The 22,412-nt window shown below is 57.8% G+C and carries 19 protein-coding genes; 11 read left to right on the forward strand and 8 right to left on the reverse strand.

Going from position 1 to position 22,412, the window contains the following annotated elements:
- The first annotated feature begins 98 nt into the window (after positions 1 to 98).
- Entirely contained in the window at positions 99 to 2,291 is a 2,193-nt protein-coding gene (locus RBB47_RS29970; protein WP_305989605.1) for a bifunctional diguanylate cyclase/phosphodiesterase, read from the forward strand.
- A 27-nt stretch (positions 2,292 to 2,318) separates the two neighbouring features.
- Here the strand turns inward: RBB47_RS29970 and RBB47_RS29975 are convergent, their stop codons facing one another.
- Genes RBB47_RS29975 through RBB47_RS29990 form a run of 4 tightly spaced genes read right to left on the reverse strand, consistent with a single transcriptional unit; the run spans position 2,319 to position 5,512 of the window.
- Positions 2,319 to 3,002: a class I SAM-dependent methyltransferase gene (locus RBB47_RS29975; RefSeq protein ID WP_305989606.1), complete on the reverse strand. Its 684-nt coding sequence runs from the start codon at positions 3,000 to 3,002 to the stop codon at positions 2,319 to 2,321.
- Entirely contained in the window at positions 2,999 to 3,832 is an 834-nt protein-coding gene (gene phnE, locus RBB47_RS29980; protein WP_305989607.1) for a phosphonate ABC transporter, permease protein PhnE, read from the reverse strand. The genes RBB47_RS29975 and phnE (RBB47_RS29980) overlap by 4 nt, the downstream gene beginning before the upstream one ends.
- On the reverse strand, positions 3,825 to 4,640 hold the full coding sequence (gene phnC, locus RBB47_RS29985; protein ID WP_305989608.1) for a phosphonate ABC transporter ATP-binding protein: 816 nt from the start codon (positions 4,638 to 4,640) through the stop codon (positions 3,825 to 3,827). Before phnC (RBB47_RS29985) ends, phnE (RBB47_RS29980) begins: the two co-directional genes overlap by 8 nt.
- Entirely contained in the window at positions 4,640 to 5,512 is an 873-nt protein-coding gene (locus RBB47_RS29990; protein ID WP_305989609.1) for a phosphate/phosphite/phosphonate ABC transporter substrate-binding protein, read from the reverse strand. Before RBB47_RS29990 ends, phnC (RBB47_RS29985) begins: the two co-directional genes overlap by 1 nt.
- A 301-nt stretch (positions 5,513 to 5,813) precedes the next feature.
- Between RBB47_RS29990 and phnC (RBB47_RS29995) the strand changes: the two genes are divergently transcribed.
- The 4 genes from phnC (RBB47_RS29995) (at position 5,814) to phnE (RBB47_RS30010) (ending at position 9,476) form a co-directional block, all read left to right on the forward strand.
- Positions 5,814 to 6,635 carry a phosphonate ABC transporter ATP-binding protein gene (phnC, locus tag RBB47_RS29995; protein ID WP_305989610.1) on the forward strand — a complete coding sequence of 274 codons (822 nt, stop codon included), beginning with the start codon at positions 5,814 to 5,816 and terminating at the stop codon, positions 6,633 to 6,635.
- Between the two features lie 89 nt (positions 6,636 to 6,724).
- Positions 6,725 to 7,636: a phosphonate ABC transporter substrate-binding protein gene (phnD, locus tag RBB47_RS30000; RefSeq protein WP_305989611.1), complete on the forward strand. Its 912-nt coding sequence runs from the start codon at positions 6,725 to 6,727 to the stop codon at positions 7,634 to 7,636.
- A gap of 62 nt (positions 7,637 to 7,698) precedes the next feature.
- Positions 7,699 to 8,613 (forward strand): phosphonate ABC transporter, permease protein PhnE, encoded by a 915-nt coding sequence (gene phnE / locus RBB47_RS30005; protein ID WP_305989612.1) that lies wholly within the window; start codon positions 7,699 to 7,701, stop codon positions 8,611 to 8,613.
- A gap of 2 nt (positions 8,614 to 8,615) precedes the next feature.
- Positions 8,616 to 9,476 (forward strand): phosphonate ABC transporter, permease protein PhnE, encoded by an 861-nt coding sequence (gene phnE / locus RBB47_RS30010; RefSeq protein WP_305989613.1) that lies wholly within the window; start codon positions 8,616 to 8,618, stop codon positions 9,474 to 9,476.
- Positions 9,477 to 9,502: 26 nt separating this feature from the next.
- Here phnE (RBB47_RS30010) and RBB47_RS30015 read toward each other — a convergent pair whose 3' ends face one another.
- Positions 9,503 to 10,099 carry an NAD(P)H-dependent oxidoreductase gene (locus tag RBB47_RS30015; RefSeq protein WP_305989614.1) on the reverse strand — a complete coding sequence of 199 codons (597 nt, stop codon included), beginning with the start codon at positions 10,097 to 10,099 and terminating at the stop codon, positions 9,503 to 9,505.
- Positions 10,100 to 10,286: 187 nt separating this feature from the next.
- Positions 10,287 to 11,462, reverse strand: coding sequence for an alpha-D-ribose 1-methylphosphonate 5-triphosphate diphosphatase (locus RBB47_RS30020; RefSeq protein WP_305989615.1), 1,176 nt, complete (start codon positions 11,460 to 11,462; stop codon positions 10,287 to 10,289).
- Between the two features lie 123 nt (positions 11,463 to 11,585).
- Between RBB47_RS30020 and RBB47_RS30025 the strand changes: the two genes are divergently transcribed.
- On the forward strand, positions 11,586 to 11,906 hold the full coding sequence (locus RBB47_RS30025; RefSeq protein WP_305989616.1) for a hypothetical protein: 321 nt from the start codon (positions 11,586 to 11,588) through the stop codon (positions 11,904 to 11,906).
- Positions 11,907 to 11,956: 50 nt separating this feature from the next.
- On the opposite strand, the gene RBB47_RS30030 is transcribed toward RBB47_RS30025, so the two are convergent.
- Entirely contained in the window at positions 11,957 to 12,379 is a 423-nt protein-coding gene (locus tag RBB47_RS30030) for a hypothetical protein (RefSeq protein ID WP_305989617.1), read from the reverse strand.
- Positions 12,380 to 13,075: 696 nt separating this feature from the next.
- Here RBB47_RS30030 and RBB47_RS30035 point away from each other — a divergent pair.
- The 5 genes from RBB47_RS30035 to RBB47_RS30055 all read left to right on the forward strand — a co-directional run bounded on the left by RBB47_RS30035 (position 13,076) and on the right by RBB47_RS30055 (position 19,972).
- Positions 13,076 to 14,410 (forward strand): TolC family outer membrane protein, encoded by a 1,335-nt coding sequence (locus tag RBB47_RS30035; protein WP_371932873.1) that lies wholly within the window; start codon positions 13,076 to 13,078, stop codon positions 14,408 to 14,410.
- Positions 14,411 to 14,599: 189 nt separating this feature from the next.
- Positions 14,600 to 16,801: a type I secretion system permease/ATPase gene (locus tag RBB47_RS30040; RefSeq protein WP_305989619.1), complete on the forward strand. Its 2,202-nt coding sequence runs from the start codon at positions 14,600 to 14,602 to the stop codon at positions 16,799 to 16,801.
- Entirely contained in the window at positions 16,798 to 18,111 is a 1,314-nt protein-coding gene (locus tag RBB47_RS30045) for an HlyD family type I secretion periplasmic adaptor subunit (protein WP_305989620.1), read from the forward strand. Before RBB47_RS30040 ends, RBB47_RS30045 begins: the two co-directional genes overlap by 4 nt.
- Positions 18,112 to 18,140: 29 nt before the next feature.
- On the forward strand, positions 18,141 to 19,124 hold the full coding sequence (locus RBB47_RS30050) for a transglutaminase-like cysteine peptidase (protein ID WP_305989621.1): 984 nt from the start codon (positions 18,141 to 18,143) through the stop codon (positions 19,122 to 19,124).
- A 104-nt stretch (positions 19,125 to 19,228) separates the two neighbouring features.
- Entirely contained in the window at positions 19,229 to 19,972 is a 744-nt protein-coding gene (locus RBB47_RS30055; RefSeq protein ID WP_305989622.1) for a hypothetical protein, read from the forward strand.
- A gap of 109 nt (positions 19,973 to 20,081) precedes the next feature.
- Here RBB47_RS30055 and RBB47_RS30060 read toward each other — a convergent pair.
- Positions 20,082 to 22,412, reverse strand: a 2,331-nt coding sequence (locus RBB47_RS30060) for a VCBS domain-containing protein (protein WP_305989623.1), incomplete at its 5' end; no start/stop codon positions are given.

Genomic DNA, 22,412 nt, shown 5'->3' on the forward strand with positions numbered 1-22,412 from the left:
AGCCGGAAAATTTGAAGGTCTCGTTGAGGATTTCGTAGGCAATCACAACTAGCGTCATGCTTCAATGGTAAACGCACGCCTCAAGAGGAAACTTGGTATTGAGTGCGAAAAAGAGGCTTGGTCTACATTCGCTGGCAATTCGCATCAGTGCCGTCTTTGTGGCGCTGGTCCTGTGTGGCATAGGTCTGATTTCGACGATTGGATACTCCGAGATCAGCAAAACCAGCTCGGAAAACACGGCCGAACGGGTTGATCGAGCCGCACGAACCGCTGCGGCCATGCTGACTTTCGGAACCGGGCAGCTTCTTAAGACAAACTTCGATGCAACCGGTCAGCCGGTCTCGCTTCAACTGACCGAAGATGCTCCGGAGCGGGAGCTGAAAACGGACGCAAGGCTTCACCAACTGGTCCGCGCAATCGGAGACAGCAATGGCGGGGCGGCCAGGCTGTTTATTTGGTCTGACGCAGACCAATCGTTCGAAGCAGTCACACCAAATCTTCCCGGTTCCGATGAGGCGCTGACGAACGATATCAACATTCATGCCGGGCACGCGGCCTACACCGATCTTTCGGGTGGCGTCCCGTATCTGGGTTCGATCCCGATGGCGGGTCGGTCTCGGCTGGCCGTTTTCCTGCCGATCGTGAACACCGATGGAAACTTGTTCGGGGCAATCGAGGCCAACGTCGGATGGCTGGACGAGTTGATGGTCGCCGAAAACCGGCATCACGTCCGCATCGTCTCTGCCACGATCCTGATCGTCGCCGGTGTGATCCTTCTTGGCGGTCTCTTTCTGCGTTTTGAGCTTCGCCCGTTGCGTCAATTGGCTGGTGCTGCAGACAAACTTGCAAGCGGAACACAACCCGGGAAAATTCCACACACCGGGCGCGGGGACGAAATCGGCGATCTGGCAAACGGGCTGGAACGCGTTACGGACCTTCAGGACAAGTTGCACAAGCTCGCTTATACCGACCCCGTGACGACGGCAGGCAATCGCAGGCGCTATTTTTCCGATCTGAAAACCATTTTGCGCAAGGCCAACCAGGATCAAATCAGCGCGTCCCTGCTCCACATCGACTTTACCGGATTTTCCAAAGTCAACGACACATTCGGGCAGCAAATCGGCAACCGGGTACTGATCCTGTCCTATACTCGGCTGGCCAAAGTCTTCGGCCCAACCGCTCTGATCGCCAGAATTTCTGCGGACGACTTTTGTATTCTGCTTCCAAATGACGGTAACGGATCACTCGCGAAAAACCGGGCGATCAAGGCAATCGAGACGCTGTCCGAACCGTTCGTGCTTGCTGAAGGGGAAATTCGGGTGGAGCCGAGCATCGGTGTTGCCCTCCTTCCGCGCGATGCACAAGACGCCGAAACAGCTCACCGTGTTGCCGGACTTGCACTGCGGGCTGCCAAAGAGAAAGAAAGTCACCGGTACGAGTTCTTCTCCGCACCGCTCAACGAACGCGTTCAAACCGAGATGCTGACGGAAACGCTCCTGAGGAGCGCCCTGAAAACGCGGCAGCTCAAACTTCACTACCAGCCGCAGATCTGCCCGGTCAGCCAGCGTCTGATCGGACTGGAAGCGCTTGTTCGCTGGCCAAGCGAAACGCGCGGCTTCATACCTCCGTCGGAGTTCATACCGGTTGCCGAAAAAACAGGGCTCATCCTAGAACTCGGCCACTATGTGCTTCAGGAAGCGTGCGCCCAGATCGCCAGCTGGATCAGCAAGGGCTTCGAGTTCGATCAGGTTTCGGTGAATGTGTCTCCGCTCCAGTTCCGGCAACCCCGATTTGCTGAAGACGTGCAGGATGTCCTGGAAACCTATGGCGTTCCGCCGCACAAACTGTGCCTTGAAGTGACAGAAAACGTCTTTGTTGACACAAGCGAGCAATTGGTACTCGACATCCTGTCGGCTCTACAGAAAATCGGCGTGCAGCTGTCCCTCGACGATTTCGGTTCCGGCTATTCCTCCCTGATTTATTTGCATCGCCTTCCCTTCCAGGAACTGAAGATCGACCGCGTCTTCATCTCCAAGGCGGACGAAGACCAGCAAAAGGAACAGCTCTTCCAGGCAATCGTCGGACTCGGCCAAAGCCTCGGATTACGGGTCATTGCCGAAGGTGCGGAAACGGCCGGCGAACTGTCCCTGGCTGCAACACGTGGATGCAGCGGCGTGCAAGGGTTTTTCTATTCCCCGGCCGTGCCGCCCGAGCAGCTTCTCGATAAGCTGGGTGAGATCAGCACGGGCAAACGTCGGGCACAGGTCAACGGGCTCGACAGCAGGGCGTAGCTGCGCAACGCCAGTGCACGCGACAGATCAAGCAGCCTTGCGCCTCAATTCCGCAATCATGTGCCAATGCCAGGATCCGGGTTTGCGGTGTTCCTTGTCTTCCAGGTAACTGAGTTCGAACCCGCCGAACAGATCGACCAGTTCGCCAGCGCTGCAATAGTAGTGCGGGTGGTCCTTGTCGTCTTCTCCTTCGCGCACCCATGTGTCGGCGGCAACTTCCGTCCCCAGACCGAAATTGACATTCCGCTTGGACAGCATCGTGCCCTGGTAGATAGCTCCGGGCTTCAAGACGCGTGCAATCTCTGACACCGACTTGCGCACCACAACGGGGTCACCGTGATAGATTACGTTGAACGAAAGCACGTAGTCGAAAGTATTGTCTTCAAACGGCAATTCGGTCATCGGGGCCAGATGTGTCGTAATGTCAAGCCCGCCCGCAGATGCGCTGTTTTCCAGCTGCGCAAGGCCCGCCTCGGACAGGTCCATGGCGTGGGTTTCAAAGCCTGCTCTAGCGAATGCAAGCGCATGCCGGCCAACACCGCAGCCCAGGTCCAGTGCCTTGATTGGTCCGTTTTGCTGCAACTTTTCGATCAGCTGAGAGACGTCTTCAGCCGGGCGCAACCAGTCCGCACGCCCCTCCTCTGTCTGCCATCGCCGGTCCCATGCCAAGTGCGCGGTCGCGGTCTCGTTTGCAGCCTGTGTGTCGCTCATCGGGGCGATCCTTCCAATATTCTGTTGCGGGCAATACTGCCCAGTCGTTCAACACAGAGCACCAGCACGAAAATCATCAGGATGATGGTCATTGCGAGCTGATAGTCGAAAAAATCCATGGCCACCTTGAGTTCGATCCCTATCCCGCCGGCGCCGACAAGGCCGAGAACAACAGAGGAACGTGTGGCCTTTTCAAGGGCAAACAGCGATGTCGTGATGAAAGAGGGCATGGCCGCCGGAACGACCGCACAGAAAATCGTGTCGACCTTACCGGCACCTGCTGCGGTCAATGCCTCGCTCGGCCCCTTTTCAACGTCCTCCATGGACTCGGCAAAGAAGCGTCCGCAGAACCCGATCGTGTCCACGGCAATGGCAAGCGTCCCGGCAAAGGGACCCAGCCCAACCGTGATCACAAAGACCAGAGCCCAGACCAGATCCGGGACAGTTCGAAACAACGCGATTAGCAGACGTGACGCGGTGTAGATGGTTCTGGAGATAAAGGTCTGCCGTGCCAGCCCCTTTGCAGCAAGGATTGCAAGCGGAAGGCTGACAATGATCCCGATGATCGTTCCGGCAAGCGCCATTTGAAAGGTTTCGAGCAGCGCCTCAGCGAGCTGTGGAAGCCTTTCTGTTGAGGGCGGCCACGCCCGCGACAGAAAATCGGCCATCGCCGGCCCGCCGGAAACGAGCGCCGAAAAGGACCAGCCTGCCCCCTGGAACGACCAGAGTATGAAGGCCGCGAGCAGCAGATAGGCCATGAACTGCAAAATGCCTGGCCGTTCAAGCCGGTCCGGCAAGTGCCGTCTTCCGGTTTCGCTGATGTCAGCCATAGTGTTTGCTCAGATCAGAGGAAGACAGAGAGGCGCTTGCCGCATCAAGAACTATCTCGCCGCGCTTGATGGCGAGCACGCGGTCGGAGTAGCTGAGCGCTTGCTCGATATTGTGAGAGGTGAACAGCAACGTGATGCCTTCTTCGCGGGTGAGCTGATGAAAGAGCTCCATGACCTCGTGACCGGCGACCGGATCGAGACTGGCAACCGGTTCATCCGCAACGATCATTCTCGGCGCCTGCATCAGGGCTCTGGCGATTGCGACCCTTTGAGACTGTCCTCCCGAAAGCTGATCGGCACGCTTGAGCGCATGGTCGGCAAGTCCAACACGTTCAAGGCAGGCCATGGCCCGCGAGCGCAATTCTGACGACGCAAACATTTGAGACCAACCGCGTATGCCTCCGGCGCGCCCCAGGTTGCCGTGTATCACATTGGTCAGCGCCGATACGCGCGGAACAAGATTGTGCTTTTGAAACACAAACCCAACTTCTGCCCGCACTTTGCGAAGCCGGTGATGGCGCGCTGCCGTGATGTCTTCGTCGAAAAGGTGAACTGCCCCTTCCTCAGGTTCGATCAAACGAAGCGCACAGCGCAGTGCAGTCGACTTTCCCGCACCGTTCGAACCGATCAGCGCGACAGCTTCTCGTTCGTGAACCTTGAACGATACGCCGCGCAGAACTTCCCTGTCTTTTCCAAAGGACTTGCAGAGCCCCTCGACAGCGAGGTCGCAACGAACGCCCGCCGCCAGGGGCGTCGGCAGTCTCGCCGGCGCGCTCGCGCCGGCGACATTTACCTGGGCTTGCGCCATTATTCGCCGATGAACTTGTCGTATTGCGGGAACCCGGCGGTGGTGTACATGGACCGGACGAGGTCGTAGGCACCATCTTCGATTGCGACCAGATCCATGCCGGAATACTTGTCGTTTTCCTCATGCTGGAGGATCGCAGTGATGATGGCTTCTTTGTTATCGAGGATCGCTTCACGAACCCCTTCGGCAGTCGCCGGGTCGATGTGGGAGCCGACCATGAGCATGTCGTTCGGCAGGTCACCGGAACGTGCGATGATCCGGAAGAAACCGTTCGGCACGCTGTCGTCTTTGTTGCGCACACGGATCCAGGAATTGTGGTTCGTCCCCATGCCCGCGATCTCGCCCTTTTTCAGCGCTTCGTGCGCAATGTTGCGGGACGTGTGCAGCTTGTCGACATCCTTGACCGGATCGATGCCGTAGTCGGCCATAAGCTGCATCGGGCAAAGCATGTTCGACGTGGAGCCGATGTCTCCGAAGGCAACCTTCTGGCCCTTCAGATCGGCGGGCCGAGTAATGCCGCTGTCAGCGCGCACAACGATTGCGCAAAAATAGTCCGGACGGCCAAGGCCGATCAGCGGTGTTGCGTCCGTCAATTTGTTGATGACGATGTATTCGGCCGGGCCTGTGACGACAAAGTCAACCTGCTTTGCCCGAAGGGCTTCTGCGGCCGCGGTACGGCTGGTAACCGGATAGAACTCGAACGTGTGGTCGGTCGCGCTGTCAAGCGCCTCCTTGAAAGGTCCCCATTCCAGCTGCAAACGCTCCAGGCCTTCAACGTCGGTGACGGCCAGTTTGAACGTGTCGGCGAACGACGATGAAATGGAAAGCGCAAGTGCAGCAGCCGCGAACGCGGCGGATTTCAGAAAACGCATGATTTAGGAACTCCCCAACAAGCCGAGAAAAACCGGCAAAGCGAGGCGAGCCTAACGAGAACCGCGACGCCGCATATGAAAGAATTGTGTCGTTTCTGCGAATTTTACCTTCGATAAACTTTCTTCAAACCAATCAAGAACTCTAGAAAATTCCTATTTTGCTATAAGGATCTTTTGGTTATTGTTTTTCTGGCAAATAAATTCAGATCCAATGTCACAAAAAATCATAAAAGTATAATCGTATAGACATCTGCATTCCGCAGAATTTTGCTAGTTGGCTCTCCGTTTCGCGGAGGGGCCAATGCTGGTTGTCGAGCAGTTGTCGAAAGTTTTCGGAGACCTGACCGCCGTGGATGGCGTTTCGCTTGCCATCCCAAAGGGTCAGTTGGTTGGCGTGATCGGCCGGTCCGGGGCCGGTAAGTCCACATTGCTTCGCATGATCAACCGGCTGACGGATCCGTCCAACGGATCGATCGTCAACGACGGTCAGGACATCACTGCTCTGAAAGGACGGGATTTGCGACTTTGGCGCGCGTCCTGTGCCATGATTTTCCAGCAGTTCAATCTTGTTGAGCGCATGGACGTCCTGACCAACGTCATGGTCGGCAGGATTGCGCATACCGGCTTCACAAGATCGATGCTCCGCTCCTTCACCGACGCGGACCGGGCCCGCGCCATCCAGGCGCTCGATCGGCTCGATCTTGTTCCGCAAGCCCTGCAGCGCGCCGGTACTCTGTCCGGCGGGCAGCAACAACGGGTCGCGATTGCCAAGGCGCTGGTTCAGAACCCGCGCATCATGCTAGCCGACGAGCCGATCGCATCCCTTGATCCGGCCAACGCGACGCGCGTGATGGAAGCGCTCAGGGAAATCAACCGGACGGACGGTCTGACAGTGCTGGTCAACCTGCACACGCTCGACACCGCTCGCTCCTATTGCGACCGCATCATCGCGATGAAGGCCGGCAAGGTGCATTTCGACGGCACACCGGAAGCGCTGACGACAGACAAGGTCCGCGCGATTTACGGCACGGACACCCTCGGCGACGACATAAACGAGGCGGTGACCTCGACCTCCCTTCAAGCAGCTTCGTCCCAACCGCCAAAGCAGGCGGTCGGGGCCTAAAGCACAAGTGTGTTTTGCGCACTTGTCTCACTCGAGCGGCCACGGCCGCGTGTACCAGCCGCATGATGCGGCAAACATGGAGCACTACGATGAAGGCCATTTTCGCAGCAGCAGTTTCCGCTGTCGTTCTCACAGCCTCGCCGGCCCTGGCGGAAGGCTGGAAAGACCAGTACAAGACGATCAAATTCGGCATCCTGTCCGGCGAAAACGAAAAGGACCGGATTGCGCGCTACACACCGTTCGAAAAATACCTTGAAAACCAGCTCGGCGTCGAAGTCGAGATCTTTACCGCCGGTTCCTACGACGGTGTGATCCAGGCGATCGCCGCTGACCAGATCGAGTTCGCCTTCTTTGGGTCTTCGTCCTACGCCGCTGCCTACACCGAAACCAATGGCGGCGTCGTGCCCCTCGTTTCGCGCCTGCAGAAGGACGGATCGACCGGTTATTTCTCGGTCATCGCCGTCCGCTGCGACAGCGGTCTTACCTCTTTGGACGACCTGAAAGGCAAGACACTTGCTTTCGCCGACCCCGATTCCACATCCGGTTATGCCGTTCCCTACTTCAACCTGAGCAAGCAGGGATACGATCCGAAAGAATACTTCGGCGCGACCCCGTTCTCCGGCGCCCACGAGACCGGTGTGCTCGGCGTTTACAACAAGCAATATGATGCCGCGGCTACCTACATCACCAACGAGACAAACGGCATCCCGCAGCGCATGGTCACCAAGGGCATGATCGACGATGGTGCCATCTGCATGATCTGGAAGTCGCCGGAAATCACGTCCGGCCCGCTTGCAGCCCGCGCCAACCTGCCGAAAGACCTGATCGCCGACATGCGCCAAGCTGTCATGGCAATCCCGGAGAACGATACACTTGCCTTCATCGAAATGACCGGCGGCAAGGACTCCACCCAGGAAGGCTGGATCGAAGTCGACCACGACCGCTACCAGTGGATCGTGGACATGCGTGACTGGCTGAAGAAAGAGCGTCGCGGCGGCTAAAGCAATTCCGGTGAGAGGCGCTCACCAGCGCCTCTCACGCCTTTCGCACAACGGCTCAGGTCATGACTTCAGTTTCTCCGGCAATCGAACAATTTGAGCTCGACTACGCGGCGGCCAGAAAGTCGGCGCTGCGGATGAACTTTCTGTCGTCCGCCGTGTTCGCGATCTGCTTCTTCGCCGCCGCCTGGATCGGCGGTTTCTTTGACATGACGGACGTGACGCTTGCCAATGGTGAGCGCGTTTCCATGTGGAAGATCTGGGCGGGACTGCCACGGCTCGGCGAGTATCTTTACAAGACTTTGCCTGTGCTGCACTGGGACACGCTCGGAGCAGATCTCGCAAACTGGTTCTGGCGCTGGAAGGTCTGGCTCGAGCTTCTGATCGAAACCATCCTGATCGCCTATATGGCAACGCTTCTGGGTGTGTTCGGCGCCTTCCTTCTCAGCTTTCCCGCATCGCGCAACCTTGCGCCCAATGCCATCGTGCTCAACGTAACCAGGCGCTACCTGGAGATTGTGCGCACGGTTCCCGAATTGGTCTGGGCGCTGATTTTCGTCTTCTGCTTTGGCGTCGGGCCACTGGCCGGCGTTCTGGCGATCGGACTTCACGCGACCGGCGCGCTCGGCAAGCTTTATTCGGAAGCCAACGAAAATGCCGACATGCGGCCGGTCGAGGGGATCAAGGCTTCCGGAGGCTCCTGGTTCGACCAGGTGCGTTATGGCATCGTTCCGCAGGTTATCCCGAACATCATCAGCTACACGCTGCTGCGTTTCGAAATCAACGTACGCGCCTCGTCCATCATCGGCTTCGTTGGCGCAGGCGGCCTCGGACAGGAAATCCGGGTCGCAATGTCTCTGCAGGAGTACACCGACCTCTCTGCGCTTTTCCTGATCATTTTCGTGACTGTGATCCTGATCGACACGATCAGCGAAAAAGTCCGGCACCGCATCATCGGTTTGACGGGCAAGGGGGTTTAACGATGGACAGGATCACGCCGGAGATCGAAAAGGCGCGGCATCTCGTACCGGACGCGTTCGAGACACCGCTGAAAACCAAATTGCTCCGCCTCGCGGGATGGTGCGCCTTCGTGCTCCTGACGGCGTGGTGCTTATGGGCGTTCGGCTTCTCTCCGGGCCGCCTCATGGAAGGAATGACCCGCTTCGGCAGTGTGCTCTCCTTCATGTTTCCCCCTTACATCTGGGATACATGGCAGGAATGGCGCGAAGTCCTGAAAGGGCTGGGTGAAACGGTCGCCATGGCCTTCATGGGCACATTGCTGGGAGCTGTTGTCGCCTTCCCCCTCGCCTTCCTCGGCGCTAAGAACATCATGCCTGTCTCGTGGCTTCGGCTGAGTGCGCGACGCGGCTTCGACGCCTTGCGTGCCGTCGAGCAAATCATCCTTGCCCTCATCTTCATCCGAGCCTTCGGCCTGGGTCCGCTTGCGGGCATCCTGGCAATCGCCGTTTCGGAGATTGGGACGTTTTCCAAGCTGTTTTCAGAAGCCATTGAAAACACATCGAAGAAGCCGGTTGATGGCGTAAAGGCCTCAGGCGGTGGGAATCTCCAGACAATCCGCTTTGCCATTCTGCCTCAGGCGCTGCCGGTGATCTTGTCGATCATTCTTTACAACTTCGAATCCAACACGCGTTCGGGAACCATCCTTGGCATCGTCGGGGCCGGCGGCATCGGGTTCCTGCTCGCCGACCGCATCAGCGCCTACAGGTGGCCGGAAGCCTGGACGATCATCTTTCTGATCATCTTCACCGTCTATCTGATCGATGGTTTTTCCGGCTTCCTGCGCAAACGCATCATAGGCAAGGACGAGCGCAGCCGCACTTGACGTCGTTGCCGATCGTTGCAGCGCGACTAGCGCGCGCGTTCGGGGCTCGTGACGTCGGCACCGGCTTGAAAACTCCGCTCAAGCAGGACTGCCCGGCGCTCTGGCGACCCTTCCGAACCGCAGAGCAGTTCGAGTTTTCGTGGTGACAACCCGAAATAGCCAAACGTACCCTTGATCCAGGCTGTTTCAAGCGCCATGCGATAGCCCTTTTCTTCCATTTCATCGGAACGGGCACCTGCAGGTACAAGCAGGATACCGGGTCGGCTGCGTTGAAGAGACAGTTCAGTGTCCTCTAGCTGATCGTAAGCCCAACCCCAGCTCCAGACCCGATCCACCCACCCCTTGGTCATTGAGGGCATCCCCCACCAGAACAGGGGAAAGACAAGGCAGATCGCATCGCAGCGCGCAATTCTGGCTTGTTCGCGCACGACATCCGGTGACGCGCCCACGCTTCCATCTGCTTCAACGTCAGCCATTGACCAACGTGGATCGAACTCTTCGGCATGAAGATCCGCAAGTTCCACGGAATGGCCAACTGACCGGGCGCCTTCCATGAATTTTTCGGCGACGGCCGCGGAGAAAGAGGCTGGATTTGGGTGATCCAGGACGGTCAATATGTGCATTTGAAAGGCTCCAGCAACGAGTTTCACTTGCCAAACAAGCGCCAGGATCCGATGTCTGCTCGACGCCGATCCTGCTCACGGCTGATGCTTCTAGCGCCTCAAGTTAACTTGAGATCAAGGGAAAAAATCAAGCAATCGGGAATATGCGGGAGGTCTTTCCGGTGGTATCGACCAGGCCGTCTTGTGGTCAAAGAACCCGCCGTCCATGGACCCAGGCATGCTTTACAAACGGATGTCCGTCATGGAGACCGATATGGAGCAGATCGGCACGCCGTCCCGGGCTGAGCTCTCCACGATCGGACAGGCCCGAAACTTCTGCCGGCGTCTTTGTCACCATGCGGATGGCGGATGGAAGGTCGTCCTCAAAACTCTCGTCGGCTGCGACCATGAAGGCACCGTCCAGAAGCGAACGAGGCACGTAGTCAGACGCAAGGATATCAACCAGTCCTTCCGACATCAGATCCTTGACAGCTACGTTTCCGGACTGCGATCCGCCGCGCAGCACATTCGGAGCGCCGCCGACCACGTGCATATCGTGGTCTTTGGCCTTGCGCGCAGCTTCAATCGTGCAGGGAAATTCGGAAACCGAGATGCCTTCAGAAAGCGCTTCATCAACGTGATGGAGTTCGGTGTCATCGTGGCTTAACAACGGCAGATCATGCGCATGGGCGAGCGCAATCACCGCGGGGCGCACCTTCTCGCTGATTTCATCGGAAAAATTCAGCAGGGCCTGTGTGGCTTTTTCCGCTTCTGCTTGGCTTTCGCCCGTGTCGGCCATGCGTCGCCGCATGTAAGCGTCGACGTCCTTGCTTTGACGGCGGCCCGGCAGGTGCTCCATGACGGACACCATGCGCACGATGTCCTTGCCGATATTCTCCTCGGTCAGGCGGGTCGTTTCCTCATCCGTGATTTCGCAGCGAAGGTGCACCAGGTGTTCAGCCCGGAACAGCCCCGCCGATTGTCCCTTTTCCAGAGCGTCGACCATGGGCGACAAGACTTCCCTTCGCTCCGGCTTCGTCACCGTTGCACCGACACACAGACTGTCGAACACGGTGGTGATCCCGCTTCCGATAATCTGAGCATCATGGGCAAGTGCCGCGCGAAGCGGGTCCCAGCGCACATGCGCGCGCGGATAGACATGTTTTTCGAAATGATCGGTGTGAATATCCACGAGACCGGGGATCAGAAAATCCTGTTCCAGATCCAGGCCCGCCTGCGGCGCAAGGCCCGTATCGATCGAGACGATGCGGCCTTTCGACAGGGCAAGATGACCGGAGACAACCTCATTCGCGAGAACCAGCCTGGCGTTTTTGAGAACGGTCAATTCACTTCCCGTCGGCTGTGTCTTGTCGGCAAACGTCATGGCCCGCTCCAAAAATATGACGCGCCTCGCACCACCGCGAGTCGCACTTCGAGTGTCAGGGAACCGGCCTTCTACCCTTTCTCACAGAGTAATTTGTGACAGTTTCAGGAAGAGACTGTGACAATGAGGGCATTGCCAAAGGACGGTTCACTGACCCAAAAGATTGCCCGCGAAAAGATGCGCGAGCATGACCTGTCTTTCTTCCGGATCCTGCGCACCACCACCTTTCCGATGGTAAAGGAAGCGATCCTGCATAACCTTGGTATCGGGCTGCTGTTTGAAAGGAGCCTGTTCCCTTCAGACCGGCTCGCTGCCGTGAGCGTCAAGGAAATGCCGGAGGAATATCGCGATTGCATCGCCATCCCCGCCGACAAGCGCGAATTGCGACTCATTCAAAGTTTTCTGGACGTTGCCGTCGAAGTCCGGGCTGGGGGTGGCTTCTGAAAGGTGGCTCATGTCGACGAATGGATACGAGACGTTCTTCAAACCTTCTGTCAGGAGGCGTTCTGCGCGACTTTCAGCATCTTCTGCCATTTGCCGGGCTCGGCATCGACAAGTTTTCCATCGTGCACGACGGCAAATAACGGCACTGCAAAGCGCGATTTTTTGCCCGCAGCGTTAAACACGGGCCAAAAGTCGCCAAGCACGTCTTTCTTCCTGAGGTCACGCAAGGAGGGAACGACCTTGTACACAAACTGGATGTCGGATTTTTGCGCCCGAACCTTCGTCTCGTTCATCGCTCTGCCGTGGTAGCGACGGCACGCCCCGCAATTGTCTGCCCCGATGTAAACGAGGTACGTTCCGCTTTGAAAAGAAGTGTCCAGATCCGCAATCTCAACTGGCCTCGATTCGATGTAGTAATAGATCGCTCCCACGATCACCAGACCAAGAAAAGCTATCGCCGCTTTGAACTCCATCGGACCATCCTGCGTTTTTGTCTGCTTCCAGGTTAATCCGAGACGGGCAAATTCTGATTAATTCAATAAGTAGACTTCGAACAACTTTCCTTGCTGTTTCTGAAAAACCGGAACCAATCCGGGTTGGCCGGACGGCAGTTACCATTTGCGGCAGGCTCTTTGGGGATGTGGCGATAGAAACCGACGGAGGCGCTGACCTGGTAACTTCTCTTTTCAGGCAGCGCCCGACCTCAGGCTCTGCCTAAAAGCAATCCACGAGCGCCTTGGTGCGCCAAGCGCGATCAGACCATCGAATTTCACCAATCAGGGCAGCTCGAAGCATCTGACGGAGCTCAAAAGAGCATCGAAACCTCACCTCGGGACTATATCTTTGTATCTAAGGCTTTCTATCAATAGGACCGACTGGCCGTGAAATGGCAGCCAGCGCTGTTGATGATTCCGGGATAAGTGCTCTTCTGGGTGCAGGATCGGCACAACCCAAAATGCGCAACAGGGTTAATCCAACGTAAAAAATTGCATTTTAATAGGAATTTAAGGGCATTTCGTTGCACAAACGCAACACCGGCAATTTTAAGCATAATTGGGGTTTCAGTCACGCTTGGGAATGCATGCCCCGTATACTATGGTCCGGCCAGATACAAAAAAAGACCGAGTGGCTCTGGCGCTATGCGTATATTACCTGCTCTTTTGATGAGTGTGTGTTTGATTGATGTTTCGTGGGCGGCTGACCTCAGGCAGGTTGTTCAGGAAGCCGTCTCGACGAACCCGGATGTGCTGGAATCAGCCGCCAACCGCCGGGCGCGTAACTATGAATATCGGCGTTCACAGGGCGCCTTTCTTCCCACCCTCGATCTTTCGGGAGAATTTGGACCGGAACGTCTCGACCGGCCGAATTCCTTCAACGCGGAAGAAAACGATGAGTGGCGATTTTCGTCTGAATTCACGGTAACCGTTCAGCAGCTCCTCTTTGATGGGTTCACCTCCGTCAACGAAGTTTATCGTCAAAGCGCTCGCGTCGATGGCGCAGCGCTTCGCGTCATGGAACGCTCCGAAGCCACGGCTCTTGACGCTGTCGAAGCCTATATCGATGTGCTGCGCCACACGGCCATCCTTTCCAAGGCGCGCATGAACGTGCAAAAGCACCGCCGGATCTTCTCCGACGTTCAACAACGTTTTGAAGGCGGCGAGACAGGTGCGGCCGACCTCGCCCAGGCGCGCGAGCGCGTCGCGGCTGCAGAAGTCATTGTTTCGGAAGTGCGCAATTCACTTTTGGACACCGTCGCAAGGTACGAGCGCATTGTCGGCAAAGGCCCCGCCTCCCTGGCGCCTGCCAAACCGGCCAGCCTGCCGCCGGGCTCTGTCGTCCAGCTTGTCGACGCTGCAGTGCAGACACATCCGACAGTCCGCGCAGCCGTTGCCGATGCAGATGCGGCCAAATACGAATATGAAGCCACCAAGGGCAACTTCCTTCCCGAAGTCTCCCTGCTCGGTCAGGCGACCGTTGGCGACGATGTCGGCGGTATCGAAGGCCGCAACAACGAATATTCGGGCAAACTCATCTTTTCGTGGAACCTTTATAATGGCGGCCGCGACACGGCCCTTGCCGGTGAATACGCCGAGCGTGTTACCGAAGCCCAGATTCGTGTCGACCGGGTTCGCCGTGAGCTGAAAGAAGGCATTGAACGCTCTTATGCGTCCGTTTCGACGACCAGCGAGCGCATCAAGGCGCTGCGCGAACAGCTTGCAGCGAACCGTCAGGTCGTCGAGGGCTACCGTCAGGAATACGACATCGGACAACGTACGCTGCTTGACGTTCTGAACGCCGAAAACGCGTTGTTCAACAGCGAGATCGAGCTGATCTTCTCGCGCGCGGTTTACGCATTCTCTACTTACCAGTTGCGCGCGACCTCCGGTGACCTTCTGGCATATCTCGGTGTCTCCCCTCCGCCGGAATCAGCTGACGGACTGCGTGAAACTAGGACGATTTTCCCGTCAAACGCGCTCAATCTCGAGCCGTTACGCAAATTCTAACGTTTTGCTGAGTAAAATTGGTTTGCCGGTCGCCCGGCAGACCCCATATCTTACCTCGGAGCACCGCAGGTGGTTTTGCCGGGAAACAAGCCCCTATGGGCATTTGGTCGTCGTGATGTGACTGGATGAATGGGCCCAAAGCCCGGCACAAGACTATCGCGGTGACAATGCCCACGGCTCGCACCGACAATGCTGCAAAACACCGACGAAAAAAATCTGGCCGAAAAGGCTGAAGACAGCTCCAGTACAAAAGATCCCCTGGCTGATGCGTTAAAGTACATCGCCAGAGTTCATGGCTATCATGTAACGGATTCCGTGATCTGGAACGGCCTGCCACAGACCGACAGCAAGCTCACCATTGGCATTTTGGGGCGGGCATCGGCCAATTGCGGCCTGAAGGCGCTTCCCGACAAGAAGGACATCGATGCCATTCCGCTGGCGGCGCTCCCTTGCATCGTGGCCATGAAAGACGCCCAGATGCTTGTCCTGACCGGTGTCAATCAGGACACCGGCATGGCGGAAGTCGTCGATCCCACCCATGATTCCAGAACACTGCAGCGGCCACTCGGGCGATTCAAGGAGGATTACAGCGGCTACGCGATCTTCTTTCAGCCCATTGTCGACAAAACCGGCAAGAGCGAACGCGCCCTCGACTCGGGCGGTCACTGGTTCTGGAGTACGATTTCCACCTATTGGCGGGACTATGTACACGTCGGCATTGCGGCGCTGCTGATCAACCTGCTTGCCCTCGCCTCGCCGCTCTTCACAATGAATGTCTATGATCGCGTGGTTCCGAACAACGCAATCCCGACGCTATGGGCGCTTGCCATCGGCGTGATCCTGACGCTCATTTTCGACATGATCCTGAAAATCGCGCGCGGGCAGATCATCAACGTCGCAGGCAAACAGGCAGACAATGCTCTTGCCAGCAAAATTTTCTCGCACGCAATGGCGATCGACTTCGAAAAGCGTCCCGTCAGCTCCGGTCAGTTCGCCAACCACATCCGCGAATTCGAAACCGTACGCGAGTTCATTACCTCGTCTTCGCTGGTCTCGATTATCGACGTGGCCTTTATCGGAATTTTCGTCGCCGTTCTGTTTCTGCTTGTCGGATGGATTGCGATCGTTCCCCTGATCGCCGTCCCGATCGTCCTCGCGATCAGCCTGCTGGTTCAGGCGCCCCTTTCCGGTGCCATCGAGCAGTCTCACAGGGAAAGCGCCATCAGGCATTCAATCCTCGTTGAAAGCGTTGCCAACCTGGACACGGTCCGTGCACTCAACGCCGAAGGCCGCATGCAGACCAAGTGGGAACGTTCGGTCGCCGCCTCGAGCGCAGCGATCATGAAGGGGCGCTTCTGGGCGCTGCTCGCGCAGTCCGGCACCGGGCTTGTGCAGGCCTCCGTTTCCATCGCCATCGTCGTCTGGGGCGTTTACTTGATTGCAAGCGGCGACATCACCATGGGCGCCCTGATTGCCGCGATGATGCTGTCCGGCCGGGTTCTGGCGCCGCTGGCCAATGTCGCGAATACGCTGACACGGCTTCGCCAGACACTGCACTCCTACAAGATCCTTGATGAGGTCATGTCGACCGAAACGGAGCGCAAACCTGGCCGCACCTACATCAACAAGCGGATCGCCTCCGGTTCGGTTGAATTCAAGGGTGTGAACTTTCGCTATCCGGAAGCCGAAGACGACAGCCTCAAGAACATCTCCTTCAAGATCGCACCGGGAGAAACGGTCGGACTGATCGGCCGCGTCGGCTCTGGCAAGAGCACCATCGGCCGGTTGGTCTCAGGTCTCTATTACCCCACCAACGGAGCCGTGCTGATCGACGGAACCGACACGCGTCAGTTCGACCCGGCGGACCTGCGTTCAAATGTCGGATTCCTGTCGCAGGATAATGTGCTTTTCAGCGGCACGGTGCGGGAGAACATCAGCGCGGGCGACCCATTCGCCGACGATGACGCCCTGATCGAGGCGGCGCGGATTGCCGGGGTTGAGGAATTCGTGTCGCAGAGCCCGGTCGGATATGACCTTCAGGTCGGCGAAGGCGGTCGCTTCCTGTCCGGTGGGCAGAAACAGGCGGTTGCACTTGCCCGTATCCTGCTTCGCAAACCGCGGGTGCTGTTCCTGGATGAACCCTCCAGCCATCTCGACCTGGCATCCGAGCGCCGCCTGATTACCCGGTTGATGGACTACAACACGCCGGATACGACGGTCATCATCAGCACGCACCGCATGAGCCTTGTGGAGCTGACCGACCGGCTGATCACACTTGATTTCGGCAAGCTTGCCCTGGACGGACCACGGCAGGATGTGCTCAAGAAACTGCAAGAACTCGGGGCGGTTAATTCAGCAAGCCAGCAAGGCGCTCAGGGTAAGACACTATGAACTCAGGTGATTGGAACTACGCGAACGACATTCGCGACGTCATCCAGACCAAGCCGCCGCGCTACACCACCAATGTTATCCGCATCGGTCTTGTGCTGTTCGTGGTCTTGCTGGTCTGGGCCTATTTCGCAAGCCTTGAGGAAGTCACGCGCGGCGACGGGCGCGTCATCCCGTCCCGCCAGATCCAGGTCGTTCAGGCACCGGAACAGGGCATTGTCGAGAAGATCTTCGTGCGCGAGGGCGACATTGTTGAGCAAGGCCAGTCGTTGATCGAAATCGACGACACCACGTTTTCCTCGCAACTTGGCGAGATCCGGCAGCGTCAGCTCGGTTTGATGGCGCGGATCGCGCGGCTTGATTCAGAAGCGGACCAACAGGAACTGGTTTTTCCCGAGGCCCTGGCACAGGCGGTTCCAGGACTGATCGCGGAAGAGGAAAACGTATATCTGGACAAGAAAGCCAGCCTCGAAAACGAACTGAGGGTCCTGGAAAACCAGGCCCTGCAGAAGGAACAGGAATACCAGGAGCTTTTGGCAAAACAGGCAAAGCTTGAGAGCGTCACTGAAATCATGGAACGTGAAGTGGAGATCAAGCAAAGCCTTTATGAACGCAAGGTCCTGCCTGAAATCGAATTTCTTCAGTTGCAGCGTCAACTGAAAGAGAGCGAAGGCGAACTTGCAATCACGAAGGCGTCTGTTCAGCGCTCTCTTGCAGCCAAGGAAGAAGCCAAGGAACGTTCACGAAACGCGGTTTCCACCTTCGTCGCAGAGGCCAGCCAGCAGCTTGCAGAAGCGCGCGGAGAACTGGCCGTCATTAATGAAACCATGAAGGGCGCAACCGACCGCGTCCGCCGCACGGAACTCGTTTCACCGGTCAAGGGCATTGTTAACAAACTGAACATCACGACGATCGGCGCCGTCGTGCAGCCGGCAGCCGACCTGGTCGAAATCGTGCCGCTGGAAGACACGCTCCTGATCGAAGCCCAGATCAGGCCGAAGGACGTTGCGTTCCTTCACCCGGGACAAAAAGCACAAGTAAAAATAACGGCTTACGACTTTTCGGTCTATGGTGGCCTTGAAGGCAATCTGGAACGGATCAGCGCCGATACAACGGAAGACGAAGAAGGTAATCGCTTCTTCCGCGTCATGATAAGAACAGATAAAAACTACCTCGGTCCCGACACCGATCCTTTACCAATAATACCAGGAATGGTTGCGTCTATAGATATATTAACCGGTGAGAAAACGGTTCTGGATTACATCTTGAAGCCGATCAATAAAGTTCGGGACGAAGCACTCAGGGAGCGCTGACGTCTCGGCAACAACGAGGCGATCGGCAGATGAACAGAAGTGCAAGCGCAGCGGCAAAGCCGACTGCGGGCAGGAAAGCCGTACGTACATCCCTCCAGGCGTGTTTCTGCGCGTTTGGTCTGCATTTGGCAATGACGTCCGCGCTTGCCGAAAGCGGATTGATCAATGAGGGCGCTGACCGGTCCCTTGTTCATGCCTCACTGCTGAATTCCTTCCCGACAGAAGCCGTTCCGGCGGAGTTTCACTACAAGCCTTCGGTAACGCCGCTGCGGACGAGCCTGGTGACGTCCAGTGCAATCCGGGCCGAGCGCATTGCGGTCCCAAAACGCAAGCCCGTTGTCTCCACGAACCAAATCGCAGCAAAGCCTATGGTGCAGCAGGCAGCTGTCGCCACCCCTGCCCGGCAGCTCAAGCCGACTGTCCTGTTCGGATCACGCGGCAAACCCGTTTCGCTTTCGCCGGTCACAAAACGCTGGCAGCGTGCTCTGGGTGCGCTTGAGGCTGACACTCCGGGCAGCACGGACGGGCGGCATGGGTTTCGCGCCTACAAGGCCATTCTGGATCAGGTGAAGCCCCAGCGCCGGGGGCTTCAGATCCCCCGGGTCAACTACATGGTCAACAGGCTGCTCGCCTATCGCCTTGATCCGCAGCTCTGGAACGCGGGCGAATACTGGGCATCGCCCGTTGAGACGCTGACCAAGCGGGCAGGTGATTGCGAGGACTACGCGATCCTGAAATACGCGCTCTTGCGGGATCTTGGCGTGAAGGACGAAGACATGCGCATCGTCGTTCTGCGCGACACGGCGGCACGCCAATACCATGCTGTCCTCTCGGTGCGCCACAAGGGCGACTGGCTCATTCTCGACAACCGGTTTTCCCGCGTCCGTTTCGAGCGCGACCTGCCGCACTATAAGGCGCTTTACACCGTCAATGCCGCAGGCGAATGGCAGCATGAGCCGCACAAAGGCAAGCCGGTGCGCCTGGCGGCAAGGTTGAAGTCGGCGAACCAGTAGACCTGCCGGATCTGCCGTTCAATCACCTGCCCTAAACCCTTGATAGAGGCCAAATTCCGCGATTCCGGCTCCCAAGCCGGGCGCGCGCGTGATATAGGCTTCATATGTCGGAAGAACAAAACAAAACCGCGATTCGAAAACGGTCCGGTCTGACCCCGGCCCTGACACTTGGCGTCGGCGGGTGCCTGCTGGGAACGGTTATCGTGACCGGCGGATACCTCATCGCCAATCAGCAACAGGCCGTGCTGCAAGAGCAGAGTTTGAAAGCAGGCCAGGAGCGCGATCTGCTTCTGGGGGCCTTGGAGGACGCTCATCTCAACGGCCCGAGATTGCGCCTTGAGGAACTGGCGAGCCTGCCTCTTGTGCCGGAATTCGTCGCCCTTGCCGAAAGTGAGCCCGATAGCGTCGACGCAAAAGAACTCGGCGACTACCTGAAGACCGTGCTGGAGGCCTCCGTTGCGGAGACCGGATTGGACCGGATCGTCTTGGAAGGCGGCAGCGGTGATGAGCTTCTGGTGGCCGTTGCCCCGTCGGCCCAGTCGGGCGCGGCAGAGAGCCACGAGCTGGAAAGCCAGGTCGTGGACTATCATGATCCTGAAAAGACCTCCGGCCGGCTGGCCGGCTACCTGGCGAAATCCGGGGTGAACGTCCTGCTGCCAGCTTCAAGCGGTGGAGCGGAAGTCACGGCAAGTGTCCCGCAGGCATCTTCCGGCGCGACAGCCGCGGTTCTGACGAGCGTCCCGGAAACCACAAAACTGTTTGCGCTTGCCGCCGGGATTGCCGTCGCGGTCGCCAGCCTGCTCGGTGCAGCGCTTGTGCGGCGCCGGGACAGCGGCTCGGACGCCTGACGAAAAGGCGCGCCGTCCTGGGCTTTCGCCGGCAACTCCAGAAAAACATTCAAAAGAAAAAAGGCGGGCTGTTGAGCCCGCCTTTTTCTGTTTCGGTCTTTGGCCTTGATCAGGCGACGTTGACCGCAATGTTGGTTTCCGTGCCTTCGGTATCGAGAACCACGCGAACCGTGTCGCCCATGGAAGCATGATCCTGCAGCGTGGCGGCTTCCTGCCAGTCGTGCTCGCCGTCTCTGCCGCCATCCCGGTCAACTTCAACCCGGACTTCGCCATTGGCATCGCGATGCGCCCGAACGAACTCAGCGGCATCGGCAGCAGCACCGAAGGCGCTGTCGAGAAGCTGACCAAGATCCAGCTTGTCACCCTCACCGAACGTGTAGTCGGTGATGATGTCGGCCTCGGCCAGGGAGTTGAGGACGAAGGTGTCCGCTCCCTCACCGCCTGTCAGCGTGTCGGATCCCAAGCCGCCGATCAGGATGTCGTCGCCGTCGGTGCCAACAAGGATGTTGTCGCCATCGTCACCCCGGATCACGGAACCGGTTACCGTCACGGCCGCTGCGGCGGCTGCCGGTTCACCCGAAACGCCATCCGACGCATCCGCAACATCTTGCTCCGTTCCCGGAACCTCGGGCGCCTCGACGGTTACCGACGTGGTGACAGCGGCTTCATCGGCAAGAACCTCCAGCTCGATCGAGCGGGTCACTGTGGTGCCGTCGGCAAAGACCAGCTCCAGTTCGACCGCATCCGGGCCGGAATAGCCGGCTGCCGGTGAGTAGATCGCCGAGAGATCCTGATCGATATGGACGGTGCCGCTGGCGGCGTCGCCCTTGACGTTGATCCCTGTCAGACCGGCAGCCACCTCTTCAGCGGAAGCCGTATAGAGAACCAGCGCGATCCCGGCCGCAATCGCGGTCGACTGACGCGTGGTCTCTTCGCTGTCGGCAGCATCGTCATTGGCCGCGCCGAAGTTCACACCGACATAGGTTCCGGTCGAGCCGTCCGCATTGGTGTAGGTGCCTTCAGCGAAGACCGTGTTGCCGTCGACGTTCTGATCAATACGGGCGGCCTCCAGATCGATCGCCGAGATGCCGCGCTCGATGAGCGTCTGCAGTTCGCCTTCCTGGGTGATGCCATCGGAGTTGACATCCTGCCACACCTTGATGTCACCAAAGGCGGCATCATTGGCATCGATCACACCGTCGCCATTGCTGTCGAGCGTGGCCAGTGCCTCGAGCGAGTCTGCGTAAGACCCACCGTTGAACACCTCGGAGAAGACTTCCGAGCCGTCCTCAATGGCCCCAGACCCGTCGACATCCATAACCAGGAGCCCGTCTTCCGGACCAACCCAGCCGATCTCATCCAGATCCCCGTCGGCATCGATGTCGAAGGCAACCGAAGCCGAGAGATCAACACCGTCCCCGTTCAGGTCGAGGGCGATTGGGTCGGAAGCGCCACCATAAACCAACGAATAGCCAAAGAAGTCGTCGTCTGGTCCCTTTTTGTCTACAGCGACATTGTTATCGAGTTTTATGTCGATTTCGCCGTCGCCGACGAAAAGCGACTGGAAAAAGAGTTCACTGAGTTCGAGACTCAAGTTCCAAGCAACGTCGTTATCTCCTTCACGCTCCAAGACGGATCCGGAGTAGCTCAAGACATCAGGATTCACCGAGGTCCCGGTAACGCCATCGCCCAACTGTTCGCCGATATTCCGGAATTTGCCGAGCGATATTCCATCCACAATCACCTGGATATGCTCGCTCGACTTCCCACTATAGTCACCTTCCGCCAATATCTTCAGTGTCGCACCACCTGCAGGATTTCCGGTAATGGTATGCGTCCAGGTGAAAGCCTTGCCATTACTGTCCAACGGTGTTGAGTTATCCAACTCGCTCCGCTCAGTCGGCAGAGATGATCCTGAAGGTTCGTCGGCACCATTCACGGTAACAGTGATGTCCTTCTCAGTACCGTCAACGCTGGCAACCGTGAAGGTTTCAGTGAAGGACTCGCCTTCGTCCAGATCCTGAACGGACTGCAGATCATTGTCGATCGTATAAGTCCATTCGCCGTCTTCGTCGATTTCCAGGCTACCGCGCGCGGAGCCGTCACCATGCGAAGCCGACGCAAATACGACTGAATCTGGATCGAATTCCTCTTCGCTTTCGCCATCGACGTCGTCGATTTCCAATTCACCGGAAACTTCCAACTCGTCGCTGTCATTCAGATCGTCTTGGTCATCCTCGGTAACGGAGCCTTCGTATTCTCCCGCGATCTCGGCTTCGTCGTTCACTGCATTGACGGTGATTTCGACAGTGCGAAGCGGGCTTTGCTTCGCAGCCATGCCCTGATCGCCCATGTCATCGACTTGGAACGTCAGTTCATCGCTGCCGTTGAAGTTTTCATCCGGCGTGTAGTCGAGCAGCGCCGACCCTTTGCCGTTGAT

It is taken from the genome of Roseibium sp. MMSF_3544, assembly GCF_030732845.1.
In the GTDB taxonomy this organism is placed as follows: domain Bacteria; phylum Pseudomonadota; class Alphaproteobacteria; order Rhizobiales; family Stappiaceae; genus Roseibium.